Origin of the sequence: Cupriavidus sp. H18C1, assembly GCF_049311595.1 — a bacterium.
Lineage (GTDB): Bacteria > Pseudomonadota > Gammaproteobacteria > Burkholderiales > Burkholderiaceae > Cupriavidus > Cupriavidus cauae.
On the sequence record NZ_CP186009.1, the window covers coordinates 598,064 to 621,808 of the forward strand.

Here is a 23,745-nt window from a genome sequence, read left to right on the forward strand (position 1 = left end):
CGATGGGCAATACGGGCAGCCTGCTGGTCAAGGCCCAGCCGGGCCGCGATATCGTCGACATCACGCCGCAGTCGGCCGGCTGGCGCTATATCGGCTTTCGTGCGATCCGGCTCGACGCCGGCGAGGTCGAAGCGTTGTCCACGGGCGCGCGCGAGCTGTGCATCACGGTGTTGTCGGGGCAGCTCGACGTGGTGGTCGGCACGCAGCGGTTCAGCGCGCTGGGCAGCCGCCGGTCGGTCTTCGAAGAACAGTCCCCGTATGCCGTCTATGTGCCGCCGGGCCGCGACGTGCAAGTCATCGCGCGCGATGCGGCGGAGATCGCGTTCAGTACCGCACCGGCCGAGGGCCGCCTGCCATGCCGCGTGATCGAGCCCGCTCAGATGCGGCGCAGCGTCCGCGGTCAAGGCGCCAACACCCGCCATGTCTGCGACATCCTGCCCGAGACCGAGGCCGCCGAATCGCTGCTGGTGGTCGAGGTGATCACGCCCGCGGGGGAATTCGTCCAGCTATCCGCCGCACAAGCACGACAGCGCCAACGCGAGCGACCCGCTGGCCGAAACCGCGTTGGAGGAGGTCTATTACCACCAGCTCAATCCCTCCCAGGGCTTCGCCTTCCAGCGCGTCTATACCGACGACCGCAGTCTCGACGAGGCGATGGCGGTCGAGCATCGCGATGCGGTGCTCGTGCCGCGCGGCTATCACCCGTGCACGGCGCCGTACGGCTACGACCTCTATTACCTGAACACGATGGCCGGGCCGGAACGGCGCTGGGCCTTCCGCAACGACCCCGCGCATGAGTGGCTGATGGCGCCGCGCTGAAGCGCCGCGCCAGTGCCGCTCGAGTGCCGCCCGACACTGCTCAAACGCCGAACCCGCTTGATCGCCGCCGCAGGGCGGACACCCGCATCGCCATACGACAAGGGAACACCGCAGTTCCCGCCAAGACAGGAGACGACACCATGAAGACCCGCATCCCACGCGGCATTGCCCGCGCGTTCGCCACGCTCGCCACGACACTGGCCACGACGCTTGCCTGCGTTGCCGCGGCCGGCGCGCAGACCTTCCCCAGCCAGCCGGTCAAATGGATCGTGCCCTATGCGCCCGGCGGCACTACCGACGTGATTGCGCGCAATCTGGCGCAGCGCATGGGCCAGGACCTCGGCCAGCCGGTGGTGGTCGAGAACCGGCCCGGCGCGGCCAGCATCATCGGTGCCACCGCCATCGCGCGATCGGCGCCCGACGGCTACACGGTCGGCACCGCGGACTCCGGCACGCTGGCGTTCAACCCGGCGATGTATTCGAGCTTGACGTATGACGCGGGCAAGGACTTCACCTTCATCGGCGGACTGGGCCGGATGCCGCTGGTATTGGCCGTGCATCCGTCCTTTCCGGCGAAAGACCTGAAGGAGTTTGTCGCGCTGGTGCGCAAGTCGCCCGGCCGCATTTCGTCGGCGTCGTCGGGGCCGGGCTCGCCGCTGCATGTCGCGCTGGAACTGTTCAAGCAGCGCACGCGTACCGACATCCTGCACGTGCCGTACAAGGGCTCATCGCCGGCGCTGCAGGATCTGATGGCCGGCCAGGTACAGACCATGTTCGTCGATCTGCCGCCGAGCCTGTCGATGATTCGCAGCGGCAAGCTTCGTGTGCTCGCCGTGGCCACGCCCCAACGCCTGCCGATCCTGCCCGACGTGCCGACCATGGCGGAGTCCGGCCTGCCGGAACTGGCCGGCTTCGAAGCCTATGCATGGCAGGGCTTCGTCGGGCCCGCCAAGCTGCCGCAGCCGGTGATTGCGCGGCTCAATCAGGAACTGGTCGCCGCGCTGCGCCATCCGGGCACGCGCGCCAAGCTCGAGGAGCTTGGCATCGAGCCGATGCCGATGTCCGCGGCGGAATTCGGCGACTTCACGCGTAGCGAGCAGAAGCTGTGGTCCGGCGTAATCAAGGCAGCCGGCATCCGGCTCGATTGAGCGCGGCCTGCGCCGGTTCTCTCCTCGCTCCTGCTCTCGCTCCAGTCTTTACCGTACCCCGGAGTCTTCGTCATGAATGAACCGCTTCATCAACGCCGCGCCGTGCTGCGCGCGCTCGCTGCGATGTCCGCCACCGCGGCCTGCCCGGCGCTGGCCCAGGGCGGCGCCTACCCGTCGCGCCCGATCGAACTGATCGTGCCGTTCGCCGCGGGCGGCGGCACCGATGTGCTTGCGCGCGCCTTCGCGGAAGCCGCGCGCAAGCATCTGCCGCAGAACCTGGTGATCCTGAACAAGTCCGGCGCCAGCGGCGCGGTGGGCTGGGCCGATCTGGTCAGCGCCAAGCCCGACGGCTATCGGCTGGCGGTGATCACCGTGGAGCTGACGATGATTCCGCATCTGGGCCTGGCCAAGTTCGCGGCTGACGACATGACGCCGGTCGCGCGCCTGAACGCGGACCCAGCCACCATCGCGGTGCGCGCCGACTCGCCGTTCACGACCATCGAGGCATTCCTTGCCGCCGCGCGCAAGCAGCCCGATTCGATGCGCGTGGGCAATGCCGGTCCCGGCTCGCTCGGGCATCTCTCCGCCGCCGCGCTGGAGGACAAGGCCGGCGTGCGCTTGAACCATGTGCCGTTCCGCGGCGCGAATCCGGCGGTGCTCGATCTGCTCGGCGGACATATCGAAGCGGTGGCGGTGACACCGGTCGAAGTCGCGACCTATGTGGCCGCCGGCAAGATCCGCCCGCTCGCGGTGATGTCCGAGCAGCGGATCAAGGCCGGCTGGGAGAATATCCCCACACTGAAGGAGCGCAACGTCGATCTGGTCATTCACGGCTGGCGCGGCATCGCGGCGCCCAAGGGCACGCCACCGGACGTGGTCGCCCGCCTGGGCAGCGCCATCGCCAAGACCATGCAGGACCCCGCGCTGCGCGAGACGATGGCCAAGCAGAACATGGGCGAAGGCTATCTGGACGAAGCCGCCTTCAAGCGCGTGATCGCCCGCGACAACGCTACCTTCAAGGCGCTGATCGAAAAGCTGGGGATCAAGACCTGATTGGAAGTCCGGGCCGACCTACGCAGAAACGGGTACGGTCGGCTTCGGCAGCTCGGCTGCGGTACGCAGAAACGGGTACGCATCGTCGTGCAGTGTGCCCCGTTGCGGCGGCCATGCGGGCGAACTCGTAGCGTCGGAAAGAGAAGAAGGAGAGCCGATATGGCCGAAGGCGAAGACCGAAGCCTTCGCCTTCGCAGGCACCCTTCAGGCCCGGCTCGGCATCGCCAGCAGATACCGGCGCGGATCGAAGCGGGTGGTGGCCAGCATGACCAGCACGACCGCGGCGAGGTGGTACCACCAGGCGGCGGCGAAGCTGCCGGTTGCGTCGTGCAACACCGCCGCCAGCCAAGGGGCGCAGCCGGCCAGCAGGAAGCCGCCGCCCTGCATCAGCGCGCCCAGCGCGGCGGCGTCTTCGGGGCGGGGCAGGTGGTCCAGCGCGACCACCAGATAAAGCGAGAAGCAGCCGCCCAGGCCGGCGCCGCCGATGATGGCCCATGCGAGCGGCGCAAGGTCCGGCCATCCGGCCAGGCCGGCGAAGCCGATCGCCTGCAGGGCGAGCGCGAGGGCCAGCCATGCGCGGCGATCCGGGCTGCGGGCCGCCAGCGTCGGCAGCGCCAGCGCGGCAACGGCCTGCGCCACCGACATCACCGCGATCAGGCCGCCCGAGGCCGGGCCGCTCCAGCCGCGTTCCTGGTAGTAGGCGGCGAGCCACGCGATCAGCGAGGCATAGCCGCCGTTCATCACGCCGAACGAGGCCATCAGCAGCCAGGTGCGTGGGCGCTTGAACAGGCGCAGCACCGGAATCGCGGTTGGGCGGCCGGCGTTGGCTTTGGCGCTGGCATCAACGGTGTCGGCGGCGTTCGCTTTGGGCCTGGCATCGGCGACGTGAGCGGCGTTGGCTCTGGCATCAGCGATATCGGTGGCGTTGGCTTTGGTCTTGGCATCGGCGACGTCGGCGGCGTTCGCGTTGGCCGTGGCATCGGCGGCGTCGCGGCAAGACATCGCTGGCTCGGCGGCCGCATCGCGGGGCAGCGTCCGCCACGCGAGCAGCCATCCGGCCCATGCGGGCAGCGCCCACACCGCCAGCCCCGCATGCCAGCTGCCGCTCAGGCCGGCGATCCACGGCGTCAACTGCGCACCCAGCGCGCCGCCCGCCATCAGCGCGGCCGAATAGAGGCCCATCACCATCGCCATCCGTGCCGGAAACTGGCGCTTGACGATGGCCGGCAGCGCCGCCTGCGCGGCGGCCGTCCCGAGGCCGCACAGCGCGGCCGTGGCGATCAGCGCCGTGCCGCCGGGCCACGCGAGCCGCAACAGCGAACCGATGCCGACCAGTGCCAACGCGAGCAGTACCGCGCGCCGCTCGCCGAGCCATCGGCGCATCGCCGGCGCGAGGCAGGCGCCGACGCCGATCAGCACCATCGGCAGCAGCGTCAGCCACGCCATGCCGCGATAGTCCAGGCCGGTGCTGTTGCGGATGACCGGCGCCAGCGGGCCGATGCCGGTCAGGAAGGGACGCAGGTTCAGGCCAGCCAGCACGATGGCCGCCAGTGCCCAGCCCGGCGCGCCGATGCCGCGCCGGCCGGTGGGGACTTCAACTGCCATGGATCTCAACGGCCATAGACCGCATCGGCGGTGACACCCACATCGAGGCGGATCAGCGGCAGCGGCGGCGGATCGAGCGTCAGCCGCAACGCCTGGTAGGTGGCCTCGCTGGACAGGCCGTAGGGCGCGGCGTCGTTGTTGTCGAAGGCGTAGTAGACCTCCTGCACGCCGCTGATCACCAGCGCGGCCAGGCACATCGGGCAGGGATGGCCGCTGGCATAGACCGCGCAGCCGCGCAGGTCCGGGCTCTGCAGGCGCCGGCTGGCGGCGCGGATCGCCTCCATCTCGGCATGGCTGGTCGGATCGTGGCTGTGGACGATGCCGTTGACGCCGGTGGCGATCAGCTGGCCTTCACGCGCCAGCACGGCGCCGAAGGGCCGGCCGCCGCGTGCGCGGTTGGCCTGCGCCAGATGCACGGCTTCGCGCAACAGGGATTCGTGGTTGGACATGGGGATGCCTCGCGGAAAAGAGCCTGCGGGTAGAGGACCAGACTGTACGCGCGCGCTTGGCAATTGGGAAATTAAATGATGGACTGCGGGGCAGTGAGAAATCAAATAGCCCGGCAAAGGGCCGCTCAAAGGGCGCGCCAAAGACCTGCGCAAAGGACCTGGAAAAGGACCCGCGCAAAGGACCCGCGCAAAGGACCGCGCAAAGGACCGCGCAAAGACCGGTCCAATCCCTGCCCGAATCCCTGGACACATAGCCGCCTCGAACGCCACCCCTTGAACGACATCCTCGATCCCCAACTGCTGCGCAGCTTCGTCGCCGTGGCCGACAGCGGCAGCTTCACCCGCGCCGCGGAGCGCGTCCATCTGACCCAGTCCACGGTCAGCCAGCAATTGCGCCGGCTCGAGGAGCAGTGCGGCTGCGCGCTGCTCGACCGCGGCGGGCGCTATGTCACGCCGACGCCCGAGGGCGAACGCCTGCTGGGCTATGCACGGCGGATCCTGCAGCTGTCGGGCGAGGCCGTCGCGCTGATCCGCGACAGCGCGGTGCAGGGCGAGATCCGGCTCGGCGTGCCGGAAGACTTCGCCGCGCAGACGCTGACGCCGGTGCTGGCCGATTTCGCCGACGCGTGGCCCGGCGTGCGGCTCGAGGTCACCAGCGGCCTGAGCCACGAGCTATGGCAGGGATTCCAGGAGGGCGACTTCGATCTGGCGCTGATCAAGCAGCGCGAGGGCAGCGCCGCCGGGCTGGCGAGCTGGCCCGAGCCGTTGTGCTGGATCGACAGCCGCCGGCGTCCCGCCTTCGGGCGCGAGCCGGTGCCGCTGGCGGTCTTTCCCGGCGGCGCCCTGTATCGCGGGGAGATGACGCATGCGCTGGAGGCGAGCGGCCGGCGCTGGCGCATCGGCTTCGTCAGCGCGAGTCTGGCCAGCCTCAGTTCGGCGGTGGCCGACGGCCTGGGCATCAGCTTGCTGCCGCGCCGCGTGGTCACGCGCGCGCATCGCGTGCTGGACGAGCCGGCGCTGATCGGCGCGGTGCCGCCGGTCGAGCTGAGCCTGCATGTCAGGCCGGAACCGTCGGCGCCGGCGCGCGACATGGCCGCGCGGCTGCAGTCAATGTGCGATGCCATGATGCGGCGCGACCAGCGGCGCGGTCAGCCGCGCGATGCGTAGCCCCACGATTGGCGCGAGCAGCAGCCCGAACAGCAGGGCGAACAGAAGCGCCAACAGCAGCGCCAACAGCAGCGCCAAAAACAGCGCCAAAAACAGCGCGATAACTGGCGGGCCGCGTACCCCGATGACCGGCCGGCTCAGCCAGCCGGATCAGCGATCCGTGCGGATCGGCCCGAACTCGACCGGCACCCACGTATAGCCGTTGCCGTCGGCCCGCACATGGCCGATGCCGGGGAAGGGCAGATGCATGCCGGCGACCCACAGCTTGTTGCGCGCGGCGTCGTTGAACAGCCGCTTGCGCGTGCGCACCGCGGCGCGGCTGTCCACGTCGAATTCGATCGCGACATCCGGCCGGCGGAACTGCACCGCATGGCTGTGCACGATGTCGCCCCACACCAGCAGGCTCTGCGCCTTGCCGTTCTTCTCCGAGCGCACCAGATAGCCGGTATGGCCGGGGGGTGTGGCCATAGGCGGCCACCGCGGCGATGCCCGGCACCACCTCGTCGCCGGCCTTGAAGGTGCGGAAGCGCCCGCCCGCCTGATACGGTGCCACCGCATCGCGCGCCATCTTGAAGTAGGGCTGGGCCTCGGCCGGGGCCTTGTCGGCGATGTCCTGCGACAGCCAGTAGTCCGCGTCCATCTGCGAGGCATGGACCGTCGCGGTGGGAAACACCGGCTTGCCGTCGACCGCGAGGCCGCAGGCATGGTCGCCATGCAGATGGGTCAGCAGCACGGTGTCGACCTGCATCGGGTCGTAGCCGGCCGCCCGGATGTTGTCGACGATCTTGCCCAGTGCGGGGCCGAAGCAGGCGCCGGCGCCGGTGTCGACCAGCACCAGGTGCTTGCCGGTGTGGATCAGGAACCCGTTGACCGCGGTCTGCACGCCGGGTGTCGAGTCGAGGAACATGCGAGCCAGCAGGGTTTGCACCTCGCGCGCGCTGGTGTTGCGCAGCAGCTTGGGGTCGACATCGATATACCCGTCGTACAGCGCGGTGATCTCGAACTCGCCGAGCATCATCCGGTAATAGCCGGGCACCTGATTCTGCTGCTGCGCCGGTACGCCCTGCGCGTGGGCCGGCGTGCCGGCGAGCGCCGCGCACGACAGTGCGGCGGCCAGCGCGAGAGGAAGAACACGACGCGGAAGGGCAAAACGGGACGGGTTCATGCGGCGCTCCATGCGGAAGAACGTTGTTTGGCGCAATGACGGGAACAACAAGCCGGAAATCGGGCTGGCGCTAATGTATCACTCGGCACATTTCCCCGCAGGCCGTCACTCCGCTGGCGGCAGCCGATACGGCACGCTGCCGTGCTCGTTGGTCGCCTCGACCAGGCGGATCAGATACAGCAGGAACCGTTCGCGGTCGGCCGGCGGCAGATGGTCGACGGTGCGATCGTGCGCGCGCTGAACCGCCGCCTCCATCTTCCTGACCAGTGTCTTGCCCTTGCGGGTCAGCTTGACGAGCTTGACGCGCCGGTCGGTTTCGCTTTGCCGCCGCTGCAGCAGTCCGCGCGCCTCCAGCCGAGGAATGACTTCGGCCACCGTGGTGCGCTCCAGGCCTACCTCGAGGGCCACGGTGTTCTGGTCGAGTTCGCCGTGCTGCTCCAGTGCCGTCAACAGGCTGTATTGGACGGGCGTGATGCCGAACGCCTCGGTCTCCTCGAGGAACAGCGAGCAGTGGACCTGATGCAGGCGCCGGATCAGGAAGCCGGGGCGCCCCAGCAGCGTGGAGCGGTGCCGGGCGGCGTCGATCTCGGTCTGGATGGCGATGGGTCGTTTGGTCGTCGTCATGCGGTGCGGTGTTCGGAAACGGACGGCATTTCGCCGCCGGCGGTTGGCGCCAGGTCAGGGGGCAGCCGTTCCAGCGTGGCTTCGGTTGCCGCCATTATCGCCGAATAGGTGGTATGCCCCGTATTGCACAGCAACGGGGCAGGTTTGCTGCCCGCTGGGCTCGTAGTACGCCGATTCCCGGTGCGCCGGCACCAGCCTCGCGCATCCGGAATCGACCCGGATACGTGGCATACCCCGTATTTCGTTGCGTCGGCGGAAGACCGCAAAGCCTTGGCCGGCAAGGGTTTCCGGCAACGGGGGGCCGGGCCTGCGGCATGCACTGGCAAAGTTCTTGCGTTTTGCAGGCAGCGTTTTCACCCCACGAGGCCAGCATGACTGCAAGCAAGCGCGACATCGTTCTTCGGCAAGGCCGCGTCATCGATCCGGACGCCGGCATCGACGCGGTGTGCGATGTATGGATCCGCAACGGCCGCATCGCCGCCGTCGGCGACGGCTCGGCGGCCTTGCCTGCGGACGCCGATGCGGCCGAAGTCGTCGACTGCCGCGGCAAGCTCGTGCTGCCCGGCCTGATCGACACGCACGCGCACGTGTACCAGTACGTGACCGGACGCTTCGGCCTGAACGCGGACATGTGCGGCGTACATTCCGGGGTCACCACGCTGATCGACCAGGGCGGCGCGAGCTGCATGACGCTGCCCGGCTTTCGGCACTACGTTGCCGAGCCGGCAAGCAGCCGCATCTACGCCTTCCTGTCCGCCTATCTGGTCGGCGGGCTCGAAGGCCATTACTACGCCGAGCTGTATCGGCCCGAATGCGTCGATGTCGATGCCACGGTGAAGGCCGCGCTAGCCAACGCCGACCTGGTGCGCGGCATCAAGGCCCATGCCGAGCTCGGCGGGTTTGCGCGGTGGGGCGTCGAGGTGATGCGTGCGTCCGCCGAGATCGGCCGTCAGGCAGCGCTGCCGGTCTACGTCCACTTCGGCCAGTTGTGGCCGATGCCTGGCCACCCCGAGCATGAGGTCGACCCCGACACGATCCTCGAGCAGGTGGTCGACATGCTCAAGCCCGGCGATGTGCTGGCGCATCCGTTCAGCCGCCATCCCGGCGGCTTCGTCAACCGCGATGGCACCGTGCACCCGCTGGCGCGCGAGGCCGCGGCGCGCGGCCTGAAGATCGACGTCGGTCACGGCTCGCACTTCAGCTACCGGATGGCGCGCACCGTGCTGGACGCCGGCATCGTGCCCGATACGCTGGGCGCCGACATGCACGGCTACAACACGCACGTGCCCGCGCCAGCGGGTACGCCGGCGGAACATCCGGACCAGGACCATATGTTCCTCGGCCGCGTCCGCTTCAGCCTGGTGTCGGCGATGACCAGCATGCTGGCGCTCGGTTTGCCACTGGACCATGTGGTGCGCATGGCCACCGTCAATGCGGCACGCATGGCCGGCCTGAAGGACGGCGCCGGCACGCTGCGGGTCGGTGCCGAGGCCAACGTCTCGGTGCTGGAAGACCTGCGTGGCCGCTGGGTCCTCGCCGACAACGAGGGGACCCAGGTGGTGGTCGAGCGGATGCTGGAACCGGTGTTCTGCCTGCGCGCCGGGCAGCGCTTCGATGCGGCCGCGTCCATCCTGCCGGTTGCGCAGGTCGCCTAGGGAGATCGCGATGACGACCCCGGCAGCGCACGGCGACCGCAGCAGGAACGGCGGTAACAACGGCGGCAACAACGGCGGCAACAACGGCGGCAACATCGGCAGCAAGACCGGCGGCATCGGCGCGCGGCTGCGCCGCAAGGAGGACGACCGTTTCCTGCGCGGCCGCGGCGACTATGTCGCCAACCTGCGCATGGTCGGCATGCGCGATGTCGCGTTCGTGCGCAGTCCGCTGGCGCATGCGCGCATCCGCGGCATCGAGAAGCCCGAAGGGCTGGCCGATGCGGTATTCACGCTGGCCGACCTCGACGGCGTGCGGCCCATCGTCGCCGACTCGGGGCTCGCCGGCTTCAAGTCGTCGGCGCAGCCGGTGCTCGCCGACGGCAAGGTGCGCCAGGTCGGCGAGATGATTGCGATGTGCGTGGCCCCGACCCGCGCGCTGGCCGAAGACATTGCGGCGCAGGTCTTCGTCGACTTCGAGGAGCTGCCGGCGGTGGTCGACATGCTGGCCGCACGCGAGGCCGGCGCGCCGCTCGTGCACGAGCACTGGGGCGACAACGTGTTTCTTTCGACGGCGGTCGGCACGGACGGCGACAACGAGGCCGCGTTGGCCGCGATCCGCGCGAGCGCGCCGATTCACGTCATCCGCACGCTGCGGACCGCGCGCCAGAGCATGGCGCCGATGGAGGGCCGCGGCGTGGTCGCGTGGTGGGACCGGCGCCTGGCCCAGCTGGTGGTGGTCACCGCGGCGCAAATGCCGCATATCAACCGCACGGGGCTGGCCGGCTGTCTGGGCCTGGACGAAGGGCAGGTTCGCGTGATCTCGCCGGACGTCGGCGGCGGCTTTGGCTACAAGGGAATCCTGCTGCCCGAGGAGGTCTGCGTCGCGTGGCTGGCGATGCGGCTCGAGCAGCCGGTGCGCTGGATCGAGGATCGGCGCGAGCAGCTGACGGCCAACGCGAACTGCCGCGAGCACGCCTATCGCATCGAGGCCTGGGCCGAGCGCGATGGCCGCCTGCTGGCGGTCGACTGCGAGGCCACGGTGGATTCGGGCTGCTATTCGTCGTACCCGTTCTCGGCCTGCCTGGAGGCCGCACAGGTCGGCAGCATCCTGCCGGGGCCCTACATGATGGAGCGCTATCGCTGCCGCACCTGGTCGGTGGCGACCAACAAGCCGCCGATCCTGCCATACCGCGGCGTGGCGCGCACCGGCGTCTGCTTCGCGATCGAGAGCGTGATGGACGCGATCGCGGTCGAGGCGGGGCTGGAACCCCATCAGGTGCGGCTGCGCAATCTGGTGCCGCCCGAGCGCATGCCGTTCGACAACATCACCGGCAAGCACTTCGACAGCGGCGACTATCCCGAATGCGTGCGACACGCCGTGGCGGCCATCGATCTGCCCGGCCTGCGTGCGCGCCAGCAGCGCGGCGAGCCCGACGGGCGCCGCATTGGCGTCGGGTTTGCGGTGTTCTGCGAGCAGGGCGCCCATGGCACTTCCGTCTATCACGGCTGGGGCATTCCGATGGTGCCGGGCCGCGAGCCGGCCGTGGTGCGGCTGACGCCGGACGGGGTGCTGGAGATCCGCGCCGGCGTGCATTCGCACGGGCAAGGCATGGAAACGACGCTGGCCCAGATCGCGCACGAGGTGCTCGGCGTCGACACCGATCAGGTGCGCGTGCTGCTTGGCGATACCGCGATCACGCCGTACTCCACCGGCACCTGGGGCTCGCGCTCGATCGTGATGGCGGGCGGGGCCGTGGGCCAGGCCTGCAAGCAGTTGCGAACACGGCTGCTGCACATCGGCGCCCATCTGCTGGGCCTGCCTGTGCCGGCGGCGCGCTGGGAGGACGGGGCGGTGGTGGGCGGCGGCGGCCGCGTGCCGCTGGCCGAGCTCGCCCACGTCTGGTACCGGCAGCCGCAGAAGTTGCCCGCCGATGTCGATCCTGCGGGGCTGGAGGTCATGACCACCTACCAGGCAACGCGCGATACCGGCACCTTCAGCTATGCGTGCCATGCGGTGGCGGTCGCCGTCGATACCGAACTCGGCAAGGTCGAACTGATCGACTACGTGATCGTCGAGGACGGCGGCGTGCTGATCAATCCGATGGTGGTCGACGGCCAGGTCTACGGCGGGGCGGCGCAGGGCATCGGCACCGCGCTGTACGAGGAGATGCGCTACAGCGAAGACGGCCAGCCGCTGGCATCGACGCTGGCCGACTACCTGCTGCCCGGCGCTACCGAAGTGCCTGCGATCCGCATCCACCATATGGAAACGCCGGCGCCCTACACCGAGTTCGGCCAGAAGGGCATCGGCGAGAGCGGTGCGATCGGCTCGCCCGCGGCGATCGTCAACGCTATCAATGACGCGTTGCGGCCGCTGGGCGCCGAACTGCGCGAGCTGCCGGCAAGTCCGCGGGCGATCCTCGCCGCGCTCGCCAATGCGCGTGCCACGGATGCCCGCCACCCCGGCCACTTCAGCCCGATGCCGCCGTCGCCTGCGCAGGTGGCGGCATGAAGCCGGCGCCGTTCGACTATCGGCGGCCCGACACCGTCGAAGCGGCGCTCGCCGCGCTCGCCGGCAGCGGGGGGCGTTGCCAAGGCCGTCGCCGGTGGCCAGTCGCTTGGCCCGATGCTGAACCTGCGGCTGGCACAGCCGGCCGAGCTGATCGATCTGGGCGGCATCGCGGCACTGCGCGAATGCCTCGACGCGGGCACGTCGGTGCAACTGGGCGCCGGCATCACCCATGCGCAGATCGAGGACGGGCGCATTCCCGATCCGAGCCGCGGCCTGATGTCCTTCGTCGCGCGCGGCATCGCTTATCGAGCCGTGCGCAACCGCGGCACACTGGGCGGCAGCCTGGCCCATGCCGACCCGGCGGCCGACTGGATCAACGTGATGGCGCTGCTCGACGCCACCTGCATCGTGATGGGCCCGCGCGGCCGGCGCGAGATCGCGCAGCGCGACTGGATGGCCGGCGCATTCACCACGGCGCTGGCGGACGACGAAGTGCTGCTCGGGGTCCGGATCGCGCGCTTGAGCCCCGGCGCGCGCTGGAGCTACTACAAGGTCAACCGCAAGCCGGGCGAATTCGCCGAGGCGATCTGCGCCTTCGTCGACGACGGCGCACAGGGCAGGCGTCGCGCGGTGATCGGCGCCATCGATGGCGCGCCGTTCGTGATCGCCGACGCCGGCGCGCTGATCGAGCGCTGGGACGAAGCGCTGGCGCACCGCCACCTGTGCGAGGCCGGGCTCGAGCCCGGCACGCTTGAATACCAACTCCACGCGGTGGCGTTGCGGCGCGCCGCCGCGGCGCTGGCTGTCTTTACCGGAGAAGGCGCATGACACTCCCCCATGCCTGTCGAACTGTGTGTCAACGGCGAGCGTGTCAGCGCCGCCATCGAGCCCCGCACGCACCTGGCCGACTTCCTGCGCGAACACCTGAACCTGACAGGCACCAATCTCGGCTGCGAGCAGGGCGTCTGCGGCGCCTGCACGTTGCAGGTCGACGGCGTGCCGACGCGTTCGTGCACCGTGCTGGCCGTCAGCTGCACCGGCGCCGAGGTACGCACCATCGAGGACTTCGATGCCGACCCCGTGATGGCGCAACTGCGCGAAGCGTTCAGCGCCGAACACGCGCTGCAATGCGGATATTGCACGCCGGGCATGCTGGCCACCGCGCGTGACATCGTGCTGCGGCTGCCGGATGCCGACGATGCGCGCATCCGTCACGAGCTTGCCGGCAACCTGTGCCGCTGCACCGGCTATGTCGGCCTGGTGCGGGCGATACGCAGCGTGCTCGATGCCCGCAAGACCGCCGGCGCGGTCAATCGCACCTGACCAGAACCCGCGCGAACCGACACGACAGTCTACCGACGCCACCCCAGGAGGCCGAGCCCCGCATGGAACTCCAACAAACGATCTTGCTGCCGTTCGCGCGCGACGCGGTATGGCGCTGCTTCCGCGATACCGAGGGCGTGATCGCCTGCCTGCCCGGGGCGTCGCTGTCGGCGCCGCCACGAGACGGCCGGTTGCCCCTGACGATGACCGTCAAGCTCGGGCCCATCGTCGCGGTCTTCGCCGGCGACGGCGAGATGCGCCTGGACGATGCCGATTACCGTGGCGCGGTGACAGGCACCGGCGCGGACCGCAAGAGCGGCTCGCGCGTCAAGGGCGAGGCCGCGTTCTCGCTGCATGACGTCGCGGACGCGACCGGCGGGCCCGCCACGCGCGTCGACATCGCGGTCGACTATGCGATCGCCGGCAGCCTGGCGCAGTTCTCGCGAGGCGGCATCGTGCGCGAGCTGGCCGCCCGGCTGACCGAGGCCTTTGCCGCCAACCTGCGCCGCAAGCTCGAAGCCGAGGCCGGACCGGCCGTTACCGTTGCGGTGGCTCCCACGGTAGCCGCCTTCGCCGCGGCCGAGCCGCCTGCCTTTGTCGAGACGGCGCCTGCGCCGTCGAGGCAGGCGCCAGCCAGTGCGCCTGCCAGTGCGCCAGCCCGTGCGCCTGCCAACGCGCCTGCCAACGCGCCGCTCGACCTCAATGCCCTGTTCTGGCCCGCGCTGTGGGGCCGCCTGCGGCAGTGGCTGTCGTTCGGCCGCCGCTGACTTTGCCGTCCCTTTTCCTGATTCGCTCCGCAAGACCTGTCCCCTGACGAGGTATTCCATGACTCCCAAGCTGATCCGTACCGCGCTGCTGTCCGCGCTCCTGATGGGCGCCACCGCGCTGGCCCAGGCCCAGTCCACCATCCGCATCGGCGCGCCGCTCGCGTTGACCGGAGGCCTGGCCGACGAAGGCAAGAAGCAGCAGGTCGCCTATGACATGTGGCTCAAGCGGGTCAACGCGGCCGGTGGCATCAATGTCGGCGGCACCCGGCGCAAGGTGGAGCTGATCACCTACGATTACCAGTCGGACGAGAAGCGCGCGCAGCAGATGGCCGAGAAGCTGATCACGCAGGACAAGGTCGAATTCCTGACCGCGCCCTTCGGCTCCGGACATACCAAGGTTGTCGCGGGCGTGGCCGAGCGCTATGGCATTCCCGTCATGGCGTCGGCCGCGTCGTCGGAGTCGGTGTTCGATCAGGGCTACAAATACCTGTTCGGCACGCTGGCACCGAACGGCGGCCTGGTCGATTCGATGATCCGCACCTTCACCGCACAGATGCCCACGGTCAAGAAGATCGCCATCCTGGGCCGCGAGGACGTGTTTCCGCGCTCGATGGCCGCGACCATGAAGGCACATGCGGAGAAGGCCGGGCTCAAGGTCGTCCACAACGAATATTTCCCGGTGGGAGCGCTCGACCATTCCGCGTCGCTGTCGCGCATCAAGGCATCGGGCGCCGAGTGGATCTATATCACCGGCTACACCAAGGACCTGATCCTGGTGCGCAAGCAGATGGCCGATCTGGGCACGACCGCGCCGATCATCACGATGATCACCGGTCCGGCCTACCGCGAGTTCATCGATGCGCTGGGCCCGCTCGCCAACAACGTCAGCAGCGCGACCTGGTGGCATCCGTCGTCGCAATACAAGGCGGACGATGTGTTCGGTTCGACCAAGGCGTTCTACGACGAGTTCGTCGCCCGCGAGAAGCACGACCCCGACTATGTGCACGCCTCCGCGGCGGCGGCGCTGATCGCGCTGCAGAAGGCCATCGAGAAGGCGGGCAGCACGCAGGGCGCCAAGGTGCGCGACGCGCTGGCCTCGCTCGATGCGATGACGTTCTACGGCCCGGTCAAGTTCGGCCCCAATGGCATGAATGCCGGGCGCGACCTGCCGATCATCCAGGTCCAGTCGGGCAAGGTGGCGGTGCTGTATCCGCAAGCCGTCAAGCAGGCCGACCTCGTCGCCGTGCGCTGACACGGACCGCCGGAAGCCACCGCCATGAGTCTCTACGCACAAATCGTCGTCAACGGCCTGATGCTGGGCGCGCTGTACGCCTGCATCGCCGTCGGCTTTTCGCTGGTCTGGGGCGTGCTGAACGTGATCAACATGCTGCACGGGTCGTTCATCGTGCTGGGGGGCTATCTGGCCTACTTCGCGTGGCTGCACTGGCAGGTCAGTCCCTTCGTGATGCTGCTGGTGGTATCGGTGGGATTGTTCCTGCTCGGCTTCCTGCTGCAGTACGGGCTGGTCAACCGGGTCGTGTCGCAGCCGGTGCTGACCACGCTGACGCTGACCTTCGGCCTGGACATGATCCTCTACAACCTGATGAACGTGTGGTTCGACGCGACGCCGCGCCGGATTTCGCTGGACCTGGGGCGGCTGGACCTGAACGGCGTGATCGTGCCGAACGACCGGCTGCTGGCGATGCTGCTGGCGCTGGCGATGACCGGCGTGCTCTATCTGGTGCTGCGCAGCTCGCGCATCGGCCGCGCGATCGTCGCGGTGCGGATGGACCGTGATGCCGCCACGCTGATGGGCATTCGCGTGGGCCGCGTCTACGCGATCACGTTCGGCATCGGCGCGCTGATGGCCGGCGCCTGCGGCGTGCTGATGTCGGTGGTGTTCCCGATCACCACCAATATCACCGGGCTGCTGCTCGGCAAGGCCTTCGTGATCTGCGTGATCGGCGGGCTCGGCACGGTGCCGGGCGCGCTGGTCGGCGGCCTCGCACTGGGGCTGATCGAGAGTGTGGCTGGCAACTTCCTGGGGGGCGCAGAGCGCGATCCTGGTCGGCTCGCTGCTGATGCTGGTGCTGTTGATGACGCGGCCCACCGGGCTGATCGGCAAGCGAGGGTACCAATGAACGCCAACCGTTCCCGCTTCCCCGCGCGCGGCGCGCATTTGCTGTTCGCCGGCGGCGTGCTGTTGCTGGCCGCGATGCCGTTCCTGGCCGACAACTACTTCGTGCGGCTCGCCACGTTCGTCTGCATGTACGGGGCGCTGGCGCTGTCGTGGAACTTCATCGGCGGCTATGCCGGCTATCCGTCGTTCTCCACCGCGGCCTTTGTCGGCCTGGGCAGCTATGTCGGCGGCCTGCTGCAGAACGCGGGCGTGCCGATGGTACTCGCCTGGCTGGGCGCGACCGTGTTCGTCAGCCTGTTCGCCGCGCTGCTTGGCGGCGCAATCCTGCGGATGAAGGGCCATTACTTCGCGATCGGGTCGATCACGCTGGTCGAGGTGCTGCGCATGGTCGCCTCGCTGTGGGTCGATGTGACCGGCGGCGGTGACGGGCTCAATATCCGCATCCTCGGCGGCGGCCCGGACTTCGCCGGCCGTGTCTTCCTGTACGCGATGCTGGCGGTGATGCTGTGCGCGTGGGCCACCACGCTGGCGGTCGAGCGCTCGCGGCTCGGCTTCGGCCTGCGCTGCATCAGCCAGAACGAGGAGGCCGCCGATATGGTTGGCATCGACACCAACCGCTACAAGACCGCGGCCTACACACTGTCGGCCGTCTATTGCGGCACCGTCGGCGCCATCTACGCGTCGTGGGTCTCGTATATCGCGCCGACCGACGCGTTCGGCATCCTGCTGACGCTGAAGGTGCCCGTGATGGCGATGCTGGGAGGACTTGGCACAGTGTACGGGCCGCTGGTCGGCGCCACCGCCTTCGTGCTGATGGAGGAAACCATCTGGGCGCGCTTTCTCGACTACCACCAGGCGATCCTCGGCGTGGTGATCGTGCTGCTGATCTTCTTCCTGCCGGGCGGCCTGCTGAAGATCGACTATCGGCGCGGGCTGGCACGCATCCGATCGGCCGCCTGGGCGCGCGCCGGCCGCGCCACCGCGACGGAGGTGCGCTGATGGGCAAGCTGCTGGAGGTCCAGGCACTGGACAAGCATTTCGGCGGGTTGCATGCGACCCGCGAGGTCAGCTTCGCGCTGGAGGAAGGCGAGATCGTCGGACTGATCGGACCGAACGGCGCGGGCAAGACCACGCTGGTCAATCTGATCACCGGCGTGGTGCGCGCCGACGGCGGCTCGGTGGTGTTCCGCGGCCGGGACGTGACCGCGCAGCGGCCGTGGCAGGCGGCCCGCAGCGGCCTGGCGCGGACCTTCCAGATCGTGCAGCCGTTTCCGCAGATGACGGTCCTCGAGAACGTCTGCGCCGGCGCGCTGTTCGCGGGCCACGCGGCGAGTCTGGCGCAGGCCGAGCGCGACGCGATGGACCATCTCGAATTCGTCGGCCTCGCGCATGAGGCGCGGCGCCCGGCCACCGCGCTGACGCTGCCGTCGCGCAAGCGGCTGGAACTGGCCAAAAGCCTGGCGATGCGGCCGCGCCTGCTGCTGCTCGACGAGGTCAATGCGGGGCTGAACAGCGCCGAGATCGACCAGGCGCTGGCGCTGATGCGCGCGATCGCGGCGCGCGGCGTGACCATCCTGCTGATCGAACATCTGATGAAGGTCGTGATGTCCCTGAGCCAGCGCATCCTGGTGCTGCATCAGGGCGAACTGATCGCGCAGGGCGAGCCGCAGGCCGTGATCCGCGACGCGCGCGTGGTGGAGGCCTATCTGGGCAGCAAGTTTGCCGCGCGCCAGGCGGCGCATGGCGTAGCGGCGACGTCGGCGGCGGACACCACCACGGAGGTCCACCGATGAACGTCCAAACCCGCGCCGCCATGGGCGCTCGCACCAGTGCCGCGCCCGCCGGCGCCGCCGCGCCCCTCAACACGCCGCTGCTGGAGATTGCCGGGCTGCACGCCGGCTACGGCGACGTGCAGGTGCTGTGGGGCATCGACCTGCAGGTGCCGGCCGGCGAGATCACCTGCATCGTCGGCTCCAACGGCGCCGGCAAGTCCACGCTGCTGCGGACGATCTCCGGCATGGTCAAGCCCTCGGGCGGGCGACTCGCGTTTGCCGGCAAGGACATGACCGGCGCCAGTCCCGACGCGATGCTGCGCGCCGGCGTCGCGCATGTGCCCGAAGGGCGGCGGCTGTTCCGCGGCCTGTCGATACGCGACAACCTGCTGCTTGGCGCGTATCTGCGCAGCGACAGCCGCGCCGACATCGAGGCAGACCTCGACTTCGTCTTCACCATGTTTCCGATCCTGAAGACGCGCCAGAAGCAGGATGCCACCACGCTTTCCGGCGGCGAGCAGCAGATGTGCGCGATCGGCCGGGGCATCATGTCGCGCCCGCAACTGCTGATGATCGACGAGCTGTCGCTGGGGCTGGCCCCGCGTGCGGTCGAGAACCTGGGCGAGGCGCTGCTGCAGATCAACCGCGCGGGGCTGACCATCCTGCTGGTCGAGCAGGATGTGCTGACGGCGTTCGAGCTGGCCCGCCATGCAAACGTGGTCGAGACCGGACGCATCTCGCTTGCAGGCGACACGCGCGTGCTGGCCGACGATCCCCGTGTGCGCCAGGCCTATATGGGGATGTGAGGCGGCATGAGAATGGCAATGGACGCGATCGATGCCAATCAAGCGGACCGCCGCGCCGCCAATGCGCGCGTGCTGGCGCGGCTCGTCTCGGTGCAACCCGCGTGGACGGCCGTAAGACCCGCGCGCGAGGCGCTCGGTCTGGAGCACCACACCCTGCTGCACGCCGGCCCGCCGCTGACGGACCCGTGCCGGCCGCCGGGACCGCTGCTCGCTTCGGCGGTGCTGTGCTGCCTGCACGAGGGCTGGGCGCGCGATGCGATGGCGGCCGAGCGCGCGATTGCATCCGGGCGCATTGCGTTGCGGCCGGCGCAGGACTTCGGCGCAGTCACGCCGCTGGCCGCGTTGATTTCGCCTTCCTCGGCGCTGGTGGAGGTTGCCGACGTCGCGGCTCCCGCCGCGTACTACCCGCATGCCCGGGCGTGGTCGCTGCTGGGCAGCGGAGCGGGGCCGCAGTTGCGCTTCGGCAGCCGGGATCCCGCGATCCTGCCCAGGCTGGCGTGGCGCGATGGCCCGCTGGCGCGCCGGCTGAGCGCCGTGCTGGCCGCCGGGCCGCTGCCCCTGCTGCCGCTGGCGGCGGCGGGACTGGCCGGTGGCGACGATCTGCATGCGCGTACCGTCGTGGCCAACGCGGCCCTGTGCAAGCGGCTGATCCCGGCGCTGGACACCCTTCCCGACGTGGCGGCCGACGCCACCGGCGAAGCAGACGCGTACGCGGTGGCGCAGATGCTGCGCCAGACGCCGCTGTTTTTCCTGACGCTCTGGATGGCGGCCTGCCACCTGATGCTCGAACGCGCCGCCGATGGCGGCCGCGACGCGGCGTCGACCCTCGTCGTGGCGCTGGCCGGCAATGGGCAGCAGGCTGGCATCCGGCTGGCCGGCCAGCCGCATCGATGGCATACCGCGGCTGCCGCCGCACCGGTCGGGCCGCCGCTGAACGCATCGGCGGCCGCGGCCACCGCCTCGCCGGTAATCGGCGACAGCGGGGTCATCGATGTGTTGGGCTGTGGCGGGCAGGCATTGACCGGAGCGCCGGAGATCGCCACCGTGCTGGCGCCATGGTTGCCGGCCGACTGGCGCGAGCGGTCCGGAACCTTGCTGGCGGGCCGGCATCCGGGCCTGGCGCCGCAAGGGCTGGCCGTGGGCCTCGATGCCGCACGCGTCGCCGCGGGTTGCGAGCCGCTGACCGCGATCGCCATGATCGATGCCGCCGGGGGAACGGGGCCTGCTCGGCCGCGGGCTGTACGTGCCGCCCGCGACCCTGTTCGTGCAGGCCGCGCGGGACATCGCGGCAGCGGCCGGTGAGGCCTGACGCCGCCGGGCCATTGCGGGCGCCGATTTCGCCAGGCAGCGCCAGGTTCGTCCCTGCGCTTGCCGCCACTGTGCCGTCCCCCCTATAGTCGGGCCAATGTCCTTCAACTCGGGAAACGGCATGACCACCAGCGATTCCGCTCCGAAACGGCAAGCAGCCGGCGCCTCGACGCCCGTCGTGGCCGACGCGCGCGGCCACGTCGTCGAGCAACCGGTGTCGGAGCGCATCCGCGCCCGGCTTCTCGCCGCGCGCCAGCGCTTCCACGCCAACGACAATATCTCGCGCTTCATCGAGCCGGGCGAGCTCGACCAGTTGTCGAAGGAGGTCGAAAACCGGCTGGCCGACGTGCTGCGCAGCCTGGTGATCGATATCGACAACGATCACAACACGCAGGAGACCGCGCGCCGCGTCGCCAAGATGTACCTGAAGGAAATTTTCGCCGGCCGCTATGTGCATGCGCCGAGCGTGACGGAATTTCCCAATGTCGAGCAGCTCAGCGAACTGATGATCGTCGGTCCGATCCGCGTGCGCAGCGCGTGTTCGCACCACCTGTGTCCGATCATCGGCAAGCTGTGGGTGGGCGTCATGCCGAACCAGCACTCGAACCTGATCGGCCTGTCCAAATATGCGCGGCTGGCCGAATGGATCATGTGCCGGCCGCAGATCCAGGAAGAAGCAGTCAGCCAGATGGCGGACCTGCTGCAGCAGAAGATGAATCCGGATGGCCTGGCCATCGTGATGGAGGCTGAGCACTTCTGCATGCACTGGCGCGGCGTGCGCGACACCGACGCCAAGATGACCAACAGCGTGATGCGCGGCTCCTTCCTGAAGAACGACAGCCTGCGGCGCGAATTCCTGACCCTGCTCAATCTGAACCGCGGCTGAAGGAGGCCATCATGCTTGTTCGTCTGCTTTACGCCAGCCGCGCCCGCCAGCCCGCCGACGAGGATCTGGTCGATACCATCGTCGCCACCAGCATCGAGCGCAATCCGCCGCAAGGCATCACCGGGGTGCTGTGCTACGGCAACGGCGTGTTCCTGCAGGCCCTGGAGGGCGCCCGCGCCGAGGTGTCGGCGCTCTATCACCGGATCGCACAGGACCCGCGGCACGAGGACGTGGTGCTGCTGCACTACGAGGAAATCGCCGAGCGGGAATTCGCCGGCTGGGCGATGGGGCTGGTCGATACCTGCCGCATCAATACCGCCACGCTGCTGAAGTATTTCCCGCGGGCGGAGTTCGATCCGTACCGCACCAGCGGCCGCGCCTCGCTGGCGCTGCTGGGCGAATTGATCGCCGGGAATGCGGTGGTGGCGCGCAGCGCGGAACGGCCGCGTTATTGAACCGTTGCCGTTTAGGGTTCGATGGCCGCCGAGCGGTCGGTGGTGGCCGTCGCGGGATCGCTGGCCATCGAAGGGGTCGCCGACCATCGACGGCCAGCGAGGGTGAATCAGGCCGCCGCGCGAAGGCAGGGCGGCCCGCCAGCGCCGATCAGGCGCGGGTCATATGCCAGTGATGCGCCGGTGATGCGCCGGTGATGCGCCGGTGACGCGCCGGTGACGCGCCGGTGACGCACCGGTGTGCGCCGGCCAGGCCGTCAGTCCTTGCCGAGCTCGTGGCCGATATAGCCGCCCACCGCTGCGCCGCCGATGGTGCCCCACGGGCTGCCGTCACTGACCTCGTGGCCGATTGCGCCGCCGGCGACCGCGCCGCCCAGCGTACAGCCCTGCATCGAGATGGTCATCGCGCCCGCCGCAACGAGCGTCGCTATCAGCTTCCACATGATGATCTCCTGAGCGGCGTGTTGCCGCCTGATGCGTCCAGCTTAGGCCCGGCCGGCGCGGCGTCGATTCGGCCCCGGGCTGAATTGCCTGTAGGAAAGGGACGACACCCCGGGCGGCGGCCGTGTCACAGCCTGCGCCCCGCTCGTGCCCCGCTGGCGCCCCTGCCTGCGCCGCGCTTGTGCCCCGCCGGGCGCCCCTGCCTGTGCCTCGCTTGTGCGTCGCTTGTACGTCGCTTGTGCGCTGCCGCATGCCGCGCCGGCATGCCCGCCATGCCGAGGCCGCGCTTGAGCGGCACCGGGACTCCGCGCGATCATCGTGCCGTCGCTGCAGCGCCCCACGAGGAGACACGATGTCGGCCGCGCCCCCGCCCACCCTGGAGTTCTGGTTCGAGTTCGGCAGCAACTACAGCTATCTGAGCGCGATGCGGATCGAGCCGCTGGCCGCCCGGCACGGCGTGGCGCTGGCGTGGAAGCCCTTCCTGCTCGGCCCGGTGTTCGCCGCACATGGCTGGGAAGGCTCGCCCTTCGTGGTGCAGCGCGCCAAGGGCGCCTACGCGATGATCGACACCGCCCGCCAGTGCGCCAAATACGGCCTGCCATGGCGGCAGCCGAGCCAGTTCCCGCGCCGGGCGCTGCTGCCGATGCGCGTGGCGCTGCTCGGCGCCGAGGAGCCCTGGATCGGCGCCTATTGCCGCCGCATCATGCGGATGAATTTCGCCGAGGACCGCGATATCGACAATCCCGAGGCGGTCGGCGAGGCCCTGGCCGAACTGGGTCTGCCGGCCGACGCGCTGCTGTCCGCCGCCGTGCTGCGGCAGAACAAGGAGGGCGCTGCGCGCGCAGACCGAACGGGCGCTGCGCCGCGGCATCTTCGGCGCGCCGACCTTCTTCGTCGGCGAGCAGATGTTCTGGGGCAACGACCGGCTGGAAGACGCGCTGGCGCTGGCCATCGGGCAGGCCGCGAACGCCTGAGCGCGTGGGGCGGGGTGGGCTGGGCACGGGGGGCACGCGTGCTACCATCGTCGCCCCATGCCGACCAATATCGAAATCAAGGCCCGCGTCGACGACCGCGACGCCCTGGCGCCCCTCGCGGCCGAACTGGCCGATCACGGTCCCGAACTGCTGCAGCAGGACGACACCTTCTTCCATTGCGGCAATGGGCGCCTGAAGCTGCGCGCGTTTCCGTCGGGACGGGGCGAGCTGATCTTCTACCGCCGCGCCGACGACAGCGGTCCCAAGCCCAGCCACTACCAGATCGTGCCGACCGCCGAGCCGGACCAGCTGCGCGCCGCGCTGTCGGCCGCCTACGGTGAGGCCGGGCGCGTGCGCAAGGCCCGCATCCTCTACCTGATCGGCCGCACCCGCGTGCATCTGGACCGCGTAGAGGGACTGGGGGACTTCCTCGAACTCGAGGTGGTGCTGCGCGACGGCGAAGCGGCCGAGCACGGCGTGGCCGAGGCGCAGGCGCTGCTGGGCAAGCTCGGCGTCGACGCCAGCCGGCTGGTGCCGACCGCCTATGTCGATCTGCTGCGCACAAGGGCCTGATCCCGGCTCTCTTTTCGCAGACGGCTTAATTGCCGCGCCGGTTTCCTGCTCGCTCTTGCTGCCTGCCTCGCCGGCTTTCTCGCCGCCTGCCTTGTTCGCCGATCTC

Annotated in this window: 21 protein-coding genes and 3 pseudogenes; 18 read left to right on the forward strand and 6 right to left on the reverse strand. The window is 69.5% G+C overall.

Going from position 1 to position 23,745, the window contains the following annotated elements:
• The first annotated feature begins 2 nt into the window (after positions 1–2).
• From iolB to OJJOAM_RS18515, 3 genes and pseudogenes are all read left to right on the forward strand, one after another.
• Positions 3–819 (forward strand): annotated as a pseudogene (iolB, locus tag OJJOAM_RS18505) (5-deoxy-glucuronate isomerase).
• Positions 820–959: 140 nt separating this feature from the next.
• Positions 960–1,967 (forward strand): Bug family tripartite tricarboxylate transporter substrate binding protein, encoded by a 1,008-nt coding sequence (locus OJJOAM_RS18510; RefSeq protein ID WP_422650676.1) that lies wholly within the window; start codon positions 960–962, stop codon positions 1,965–1,967.
• A 72-nt stretch (positions 1,968–2,039) separates the two neighbouring features.
• On the forward strand, positions 2,040–3,020 hold the full coding sequence (locus OJJOAM_RS18515; protein ID WP_422650677.1) for a tripartite tricarboxylate transporter substrate binding protein: 981 nt from the start codon (positions 2,040–2,042) through the stop codon (positions 3,018–3,020).
• Positions 3,021–3,224: 204 nt separating this feature from the next.
• On the opposite strand, the gene OJJOAM_RS18520 is transcribed toward OJJOAM_RS18515, so the two are convergent.
• Both OJJOAM_RS18520 and OJJOAM_RS18525 read right to left on the reverse strand, forming a co-directional pair.
• Complete coding sequence (locus OJJOAM_RS18520) at positions 3,225–4,625, reverse strand: MFS transporter (RefSeq protein ID WP_422650678.1); 1,401 nt, start codon at positions 4,623–4,625, stop codon at positions 3,225–3,227.
• 5 nt (positions 4,626–4,630) lie between these two features.
• On the reverse strand, positions 4,631–5,074 hold the full coding sequence (locus OJJOAM_RS18525; RefSeq protein WP_150084724.1) for a nucleoside deaminase: 444 nt from the start codon (positions 5,072–5,074) through the stop codon (positions 4,631–4,633).
• A gap of 282 nt (positions 5,075–5,356) precedes the next feature.
• On the opposite strand from OJJOAM_RS18525, the gene OJJOAM_RS18530 reads away from it, so the two are divergent.
• Positions 5,357–6,241 carry a LysR family transcriptional regulator gene (locus OJJOAM_RS18530; protein WP_422650961.1) on the forward strand — a complete coding sequence of 295 codons (885 nt, stop codon included), beginning with the start codon at positions 5,357–5,359 and terminating at the stop codon, positions 6,239–6,241.
• Here OJJOAM_RS18530 and OJJOAM_RS18535 read toward each other — a convergent pair.
• The 3 genes and pseudogenes from OJJOAM_RS18535 to OJJOAM_RS18545 all read right to left on the reverse strand — a co-directional run bounded on the left by OJJOAM_RS18535 (position 6,182) and on the right by OJJOAM_RS18545 (position 8,030).
• Positions 6,182–6,331, reverse strand: a complete 150-nt coding sequence (locus OJJOAM_RS18535; protein WP_422650679.1) for a hypothetical protein — start codon at positions 6,329–6,331, stop codon at positions 6,182–6,184. The genes OJJOAM_RS18530 and OJJOAM_RS18535 overlap by 60 nt on opposite strands.
• A gap of 60 nt (positions 6,332–6,391) precedes the next feature.
• A pseudogene (locus OJJOAM_RS18540) lies at positions 6,392–7,418 on the reverse strand (MBL fold metallo-hydrolase).
• A 93-nt stretch (positions 7,419–7,511) separates the two neighbouring features.
• Positions 7,512–8,030, reverse strand: a complete 519-nt coding sequence (locus tag OJJOAM_RS18545; RefSeq protein WP_150084726.1) for a MarR family winged helix-turn-helix transcriptional regulator — start codon at positions 8,028–8,030, stop codon at positions 7,512–7,514.
• 371 nt (positions 8,031–8,401) lie between these two features.
• Here OJJOAM_RS18545 and OJJOAM_RS18550 point away from each other — a divergent pair, with 371 nt between their 5' ends.
• The 12 genes from OJJOAM_RS18550 to OJJOAM_RS18605 all read left to right on the forward strand — a co-directional run bounded on the left by OJJOAM_RS18550 (position 8,402) and on the right by OJJOAM_RS18605 (position 21,654).
• A complete protein-coding gene (locus OJJOAM_RS18550) occupies positions 8,402–9,685 on the forward strand; it encodes an amidohydrolase/deacetylase family metallohydrolase (RefSeq protein WP_150084727.1) in 1,284 nt (427 codons plus the stop codon).
• A gap of 10 nt (positions 9,686–9,695) precedes the next feature.
• Complete coding sequence (locus OJJOAM_RS18555) at positions 9,696–12,197, forward strand: xanthine dehydrogenase family protein molybdopterin-binding subunit (RefSeq protein ID WP_422650680.1); 2,502 nt, start codon at positions 9,696–9,698, stop codon at positions 12,195–12,197.
• Positions 12,198–12,311: 114 nt separating this feature from the next.
• Entirely contained in the window at positions 12,312–13,025 is a 714-nt protein-coding gene (locus tag OJJOAM_RS18560; protein WP_422650681.1) for an FAD binding domain-containing protein, read from the forward strand.
• 9 nt (positions 13,026–13,034) lie between these two features.
• Entirely contained in the window at positions 13,035–13,520 is a 486-nt protein-coding gene (locus tag OJJOAM_RS18565) for a (2Fe-2S)-binding protein (RefSeq protein WP_422650682.1), read from the forward strand.
• Between the two features lie 62 nt (positions 13,521–13,582).
• Complete coding sequence (locus OJJOAM_RS18570) at positions 13,583–14,287, forward strand: SRPBCC family protein (protein ID WP_422650683.1); 705 nt, start codon at positions 13,583–13,585, stop codon at positions 14,285–14,287.
• A 58-nt stretch (positions 14,288–14,345) separates the two neighbouring features.
• Positions 14,346–15,539 carry an amino acid ABC transporter substrate-binding protein gene (locus tag OJJOAM_RS18575; protein ID WP_150084732.1) on the forward strand — a complete coding sequence of 398 codons (1,194 nt, stop codon included), beginning with the start codon at positions 14,346–14,348 and terminating at the stop codon, positions 15,537–15,539.
• A gap of 24 nt (positions 15,540–15,563) precedes the next feature.
• Complete coding sequence (locus OJJOAM_RS18580) at positions 15,564–17,426, forward strand: ABC transporter permease (protein WP_422650684.1); 1,863 nt, start codon at positions 15,564–15,566, stop codon at positions 17,424–17,426.
• Positions 17,426–18,220 (forward strand): ABC transporter ATP-binding protein, encoded by a 795-nt coding sequence (locus OJJOAM_RS18585; RefSeq protein ID WP_422650685.1) that lies wholly within the window; start codon positions 17,426–17,428, stop codon positions 18,218–18,220. The genes OJJOAM_RS18580 and OJJOAM_RS18585 overlap by 1 nt, the downstream gene beginning before the upstream one ends.
• On the forward strand, positions 18,217–19,005 hold the full coding sequence (locus tag OJJOAM_RS18590; protein ID WP_422650686.1) for an ABC transporter ATP-binding protein: 789 nt from the start codon (positions 18,217–18,219) through the stop codon (positions 19,003–19,005). Before OJJOAM_RS18585 ends, OJJOAM_RS18590 begins: the two co-directional genes overlap by 4 nt.
• Before the next feature lie 18 nt (positions 19,006–19,023).
• The gene (locus tag OJJOAM_RS18595; protein ID WP_422650687.1) at positions 19,024–20,307 is read left to right on the forward strand and encodes a DUF1116 domain-containing protein; all 1,284 of its coding nucleotides are present in this window, start codon (positions 19,024–19,026) and stop codon (positions 20,305–20,307) included.
• Positions 20,308–20,434: 127 nt separating this feature from the next.
• Positions 20,435–21,199, forward strand: coding sequence for a GTP cyclohydrolase I (gene folE / locus OJJOAM_RS18600; protein WP_150084737.1), 765 nt, complete (start codon positions 20,435–20,437; stop codon positions 21,197–21,199).
• Between the two features lie 11 nt (positions 21,200–21,210).
• On the forward strand, positions 21,211–21,654 hold the full coding sequence (locus tag OJJOAM_RS18605; RefSeq protein WP_149318550.1) for a BLUF domain-containing protein: 444 nt from the start codon (positions 21,211–21,213) through the stop codon (positions 21,652–21,654).
• A gap of 254 nt (positions 21,655–21,908) precedes the next feature.
• Here OJJOAM_RS18605 and OJJOAM_RS18610 read toward each other — a convergent pair whose 3' ends face one another.
• Positions 21,909–22,094 (reverse strand): glycine zipper 2TM domain-containing protein, encoded by a 186-nt coding sequence (locus OJJOAM_RS18610; protein ID WP_053823305.1) that lies wholly within the window; start codon positions 22,092–22,094, stop codon positions 21,909–21,911.
• Positions 22,095–22,444: 350 nt separating this feature from the next.
• Between OJJOAM_RS18610 and OJJOAM_RS18615 the strand changes: the two are divergent.
• Positions 22,445–23,066 (forward strand): annotated as a pseudogene (locus tag OJJOAM_RS18615) (2-hydroxychromene-2-carboxylate isomerase).
• Positions 23,067–23,123: 57 nt separating this feature from the next.
• Positions 23,124–23,639, forward strand: a complete 516-nt coding sequence (locus tag OJJOAM_RS18620) for a class IV adenylate cyclase (RefSeq protein WP_422650688.1) — start codon at positions 23,124–23,126, stop codon at positions 23,637–23,639.
• The last annotated feature ends 106 nt before the right edge of the window (positions 23,640–23,745 follow it).

Excerpts from the sequence above, each read along its gene's own strand:
- OJJOAM_RS18510 (WP_422650676.1), top strand. The coding sequence starts at position 960 with ATGAAGACCCGCATCCCACGCGGCATTGCCCGCGCGTTCGCCACGCTC.
- OJJOAM_RS18515 (WP_422650677.1), top strand. The coding sequence starts at position 2,040 with ATGAATGAACCGCTTCATCAACGCCGCGCCGTGCTGCGCGCGCTCGCT.
- OJJOAM_RS18520 (WP_422650678.1), bottom strand. The coding sequence starts at position 4,625 with ATGGCAGTTGAAGTCCCCACCGGCCGGCGCGGCATCGGCGCGCCGGGC.
- OJJOAM_RS18525 (WP_150084724.1), bottom strand. The coding sequence starts at position 5,074 with ATGTCCAACCACGAATCCCTGTTGCGCGAAGCCGTGCATCTGGCGCAG.
- OJJOAM_RS18545 (WP_150084726.1), bottom strand. The coding sequence starts at position 8,030 with ATGACGACGACCAAACGACCCATCGCCATCCAGACCGAGATCGACGCC.
- OJJOAM_RS18550 (WP_150084727.1), top strand. The coding sequence starts at position 8,402 with ATGACTGCAAGCAAGCGCGACATCGTTCTTCGGCAAGGCCGCGTCATC.
- OJJOAM_RS18555 (WP_422650680.1), top strand. The coding sequence starts at position 9,696 with ATGACGACCCCGGCAGCGCACGGCGACCGCAGCAGGAACGGCGGTAAC.
- OJJOAM_RS18560 (WP_422650681.1), top strand. The coding sequence starts at position 12,312 with ATGCTGAACCTGCGGCTGGCACAGCCGGCCGAGCTGATCGATCTGGGC.
- OJJOAM_RS18565 (WP_422650682.1), top strand. The coding sequence starts at position 13,035 with ATGCCTGTCGAACTGTGTGTCAACGGCGAGCGTGTCAGCGCCGCCATC.
- OJJOAM_RS18570 (WP_422650683.1), top strand. The coding sequence starts at position 13,583 with ATGGAACTCCAACAAACGATCTTGCTGCCGTTCGCGCGCGACGCGGTA.
- OJJOAM_RS18575 (WP_150084732.1), top strand. The coding sequence starts at position 14,346 with ATGACTCCCAAGCTGATCCGTACCGCGCTGCTGTCCGCGCTCCTGATG.
- OJJOAM_RS18580 (WP_422650684.1), top strand. The coding sequence starts at position 15,564 with ATGAGTCTCTACGCACAAATCGTCGTCAACGGCCTGATGCTGGGCGCG.
- OJJOAM_RS18585 (WP_422650685.1), top strand. The coding sequence starts at position 17,426 with ATGGGCAAGCTGCTGGAGGTCCAGGCACTGGACAAGCATTTCGGCGGG.
- OJJOAM_RS18590 (WP_422650686.1), top strand. The coding sequence starts at position 18,217 with ATGAACGTCCAAACCCGCGCCGCCATGGGCGCTCGCACCAGTGCCGCG.
- OJJOAM_RS18595 (WP_422650687.1), top strand. The coding sequence starts at position 19,024 with ATGGACGCGATCGATGCCAATCAAGCGGACCGCCGCGCCGCCAATGCG.
- folE (WP_150084737.1), top strand. The coding sequence starts at position 20,435 with ATGACCACCAGCGATTCCGCTCCGAAACGGCAAGCAGCCGGCGCCTCG.
- OJJOAM_RS18605 (WP_149318550.1), top strand. The coding sequence starts at position 21,211 with ATGCTTGTTCGTCTGCTTTACGCCAGCCGCGCCCGCCAGCCCGCCGAC.
- OJJOAM_RS18610 (WP_053823305.1), bottom strand. The coding sequence starts at position 22,094 with ATGTGGAAGCTGATAGCGACGCTCGTTGCGGCGGGCGCGATGACCATC.
- OJJOAM_RS18620 (WP_422650688.1), top strand. The coding sequence starts at position 23,124 with ATGCCGACCAATATCGAAATCAAGGCCCGCGTCGACGACCGCGACGCC.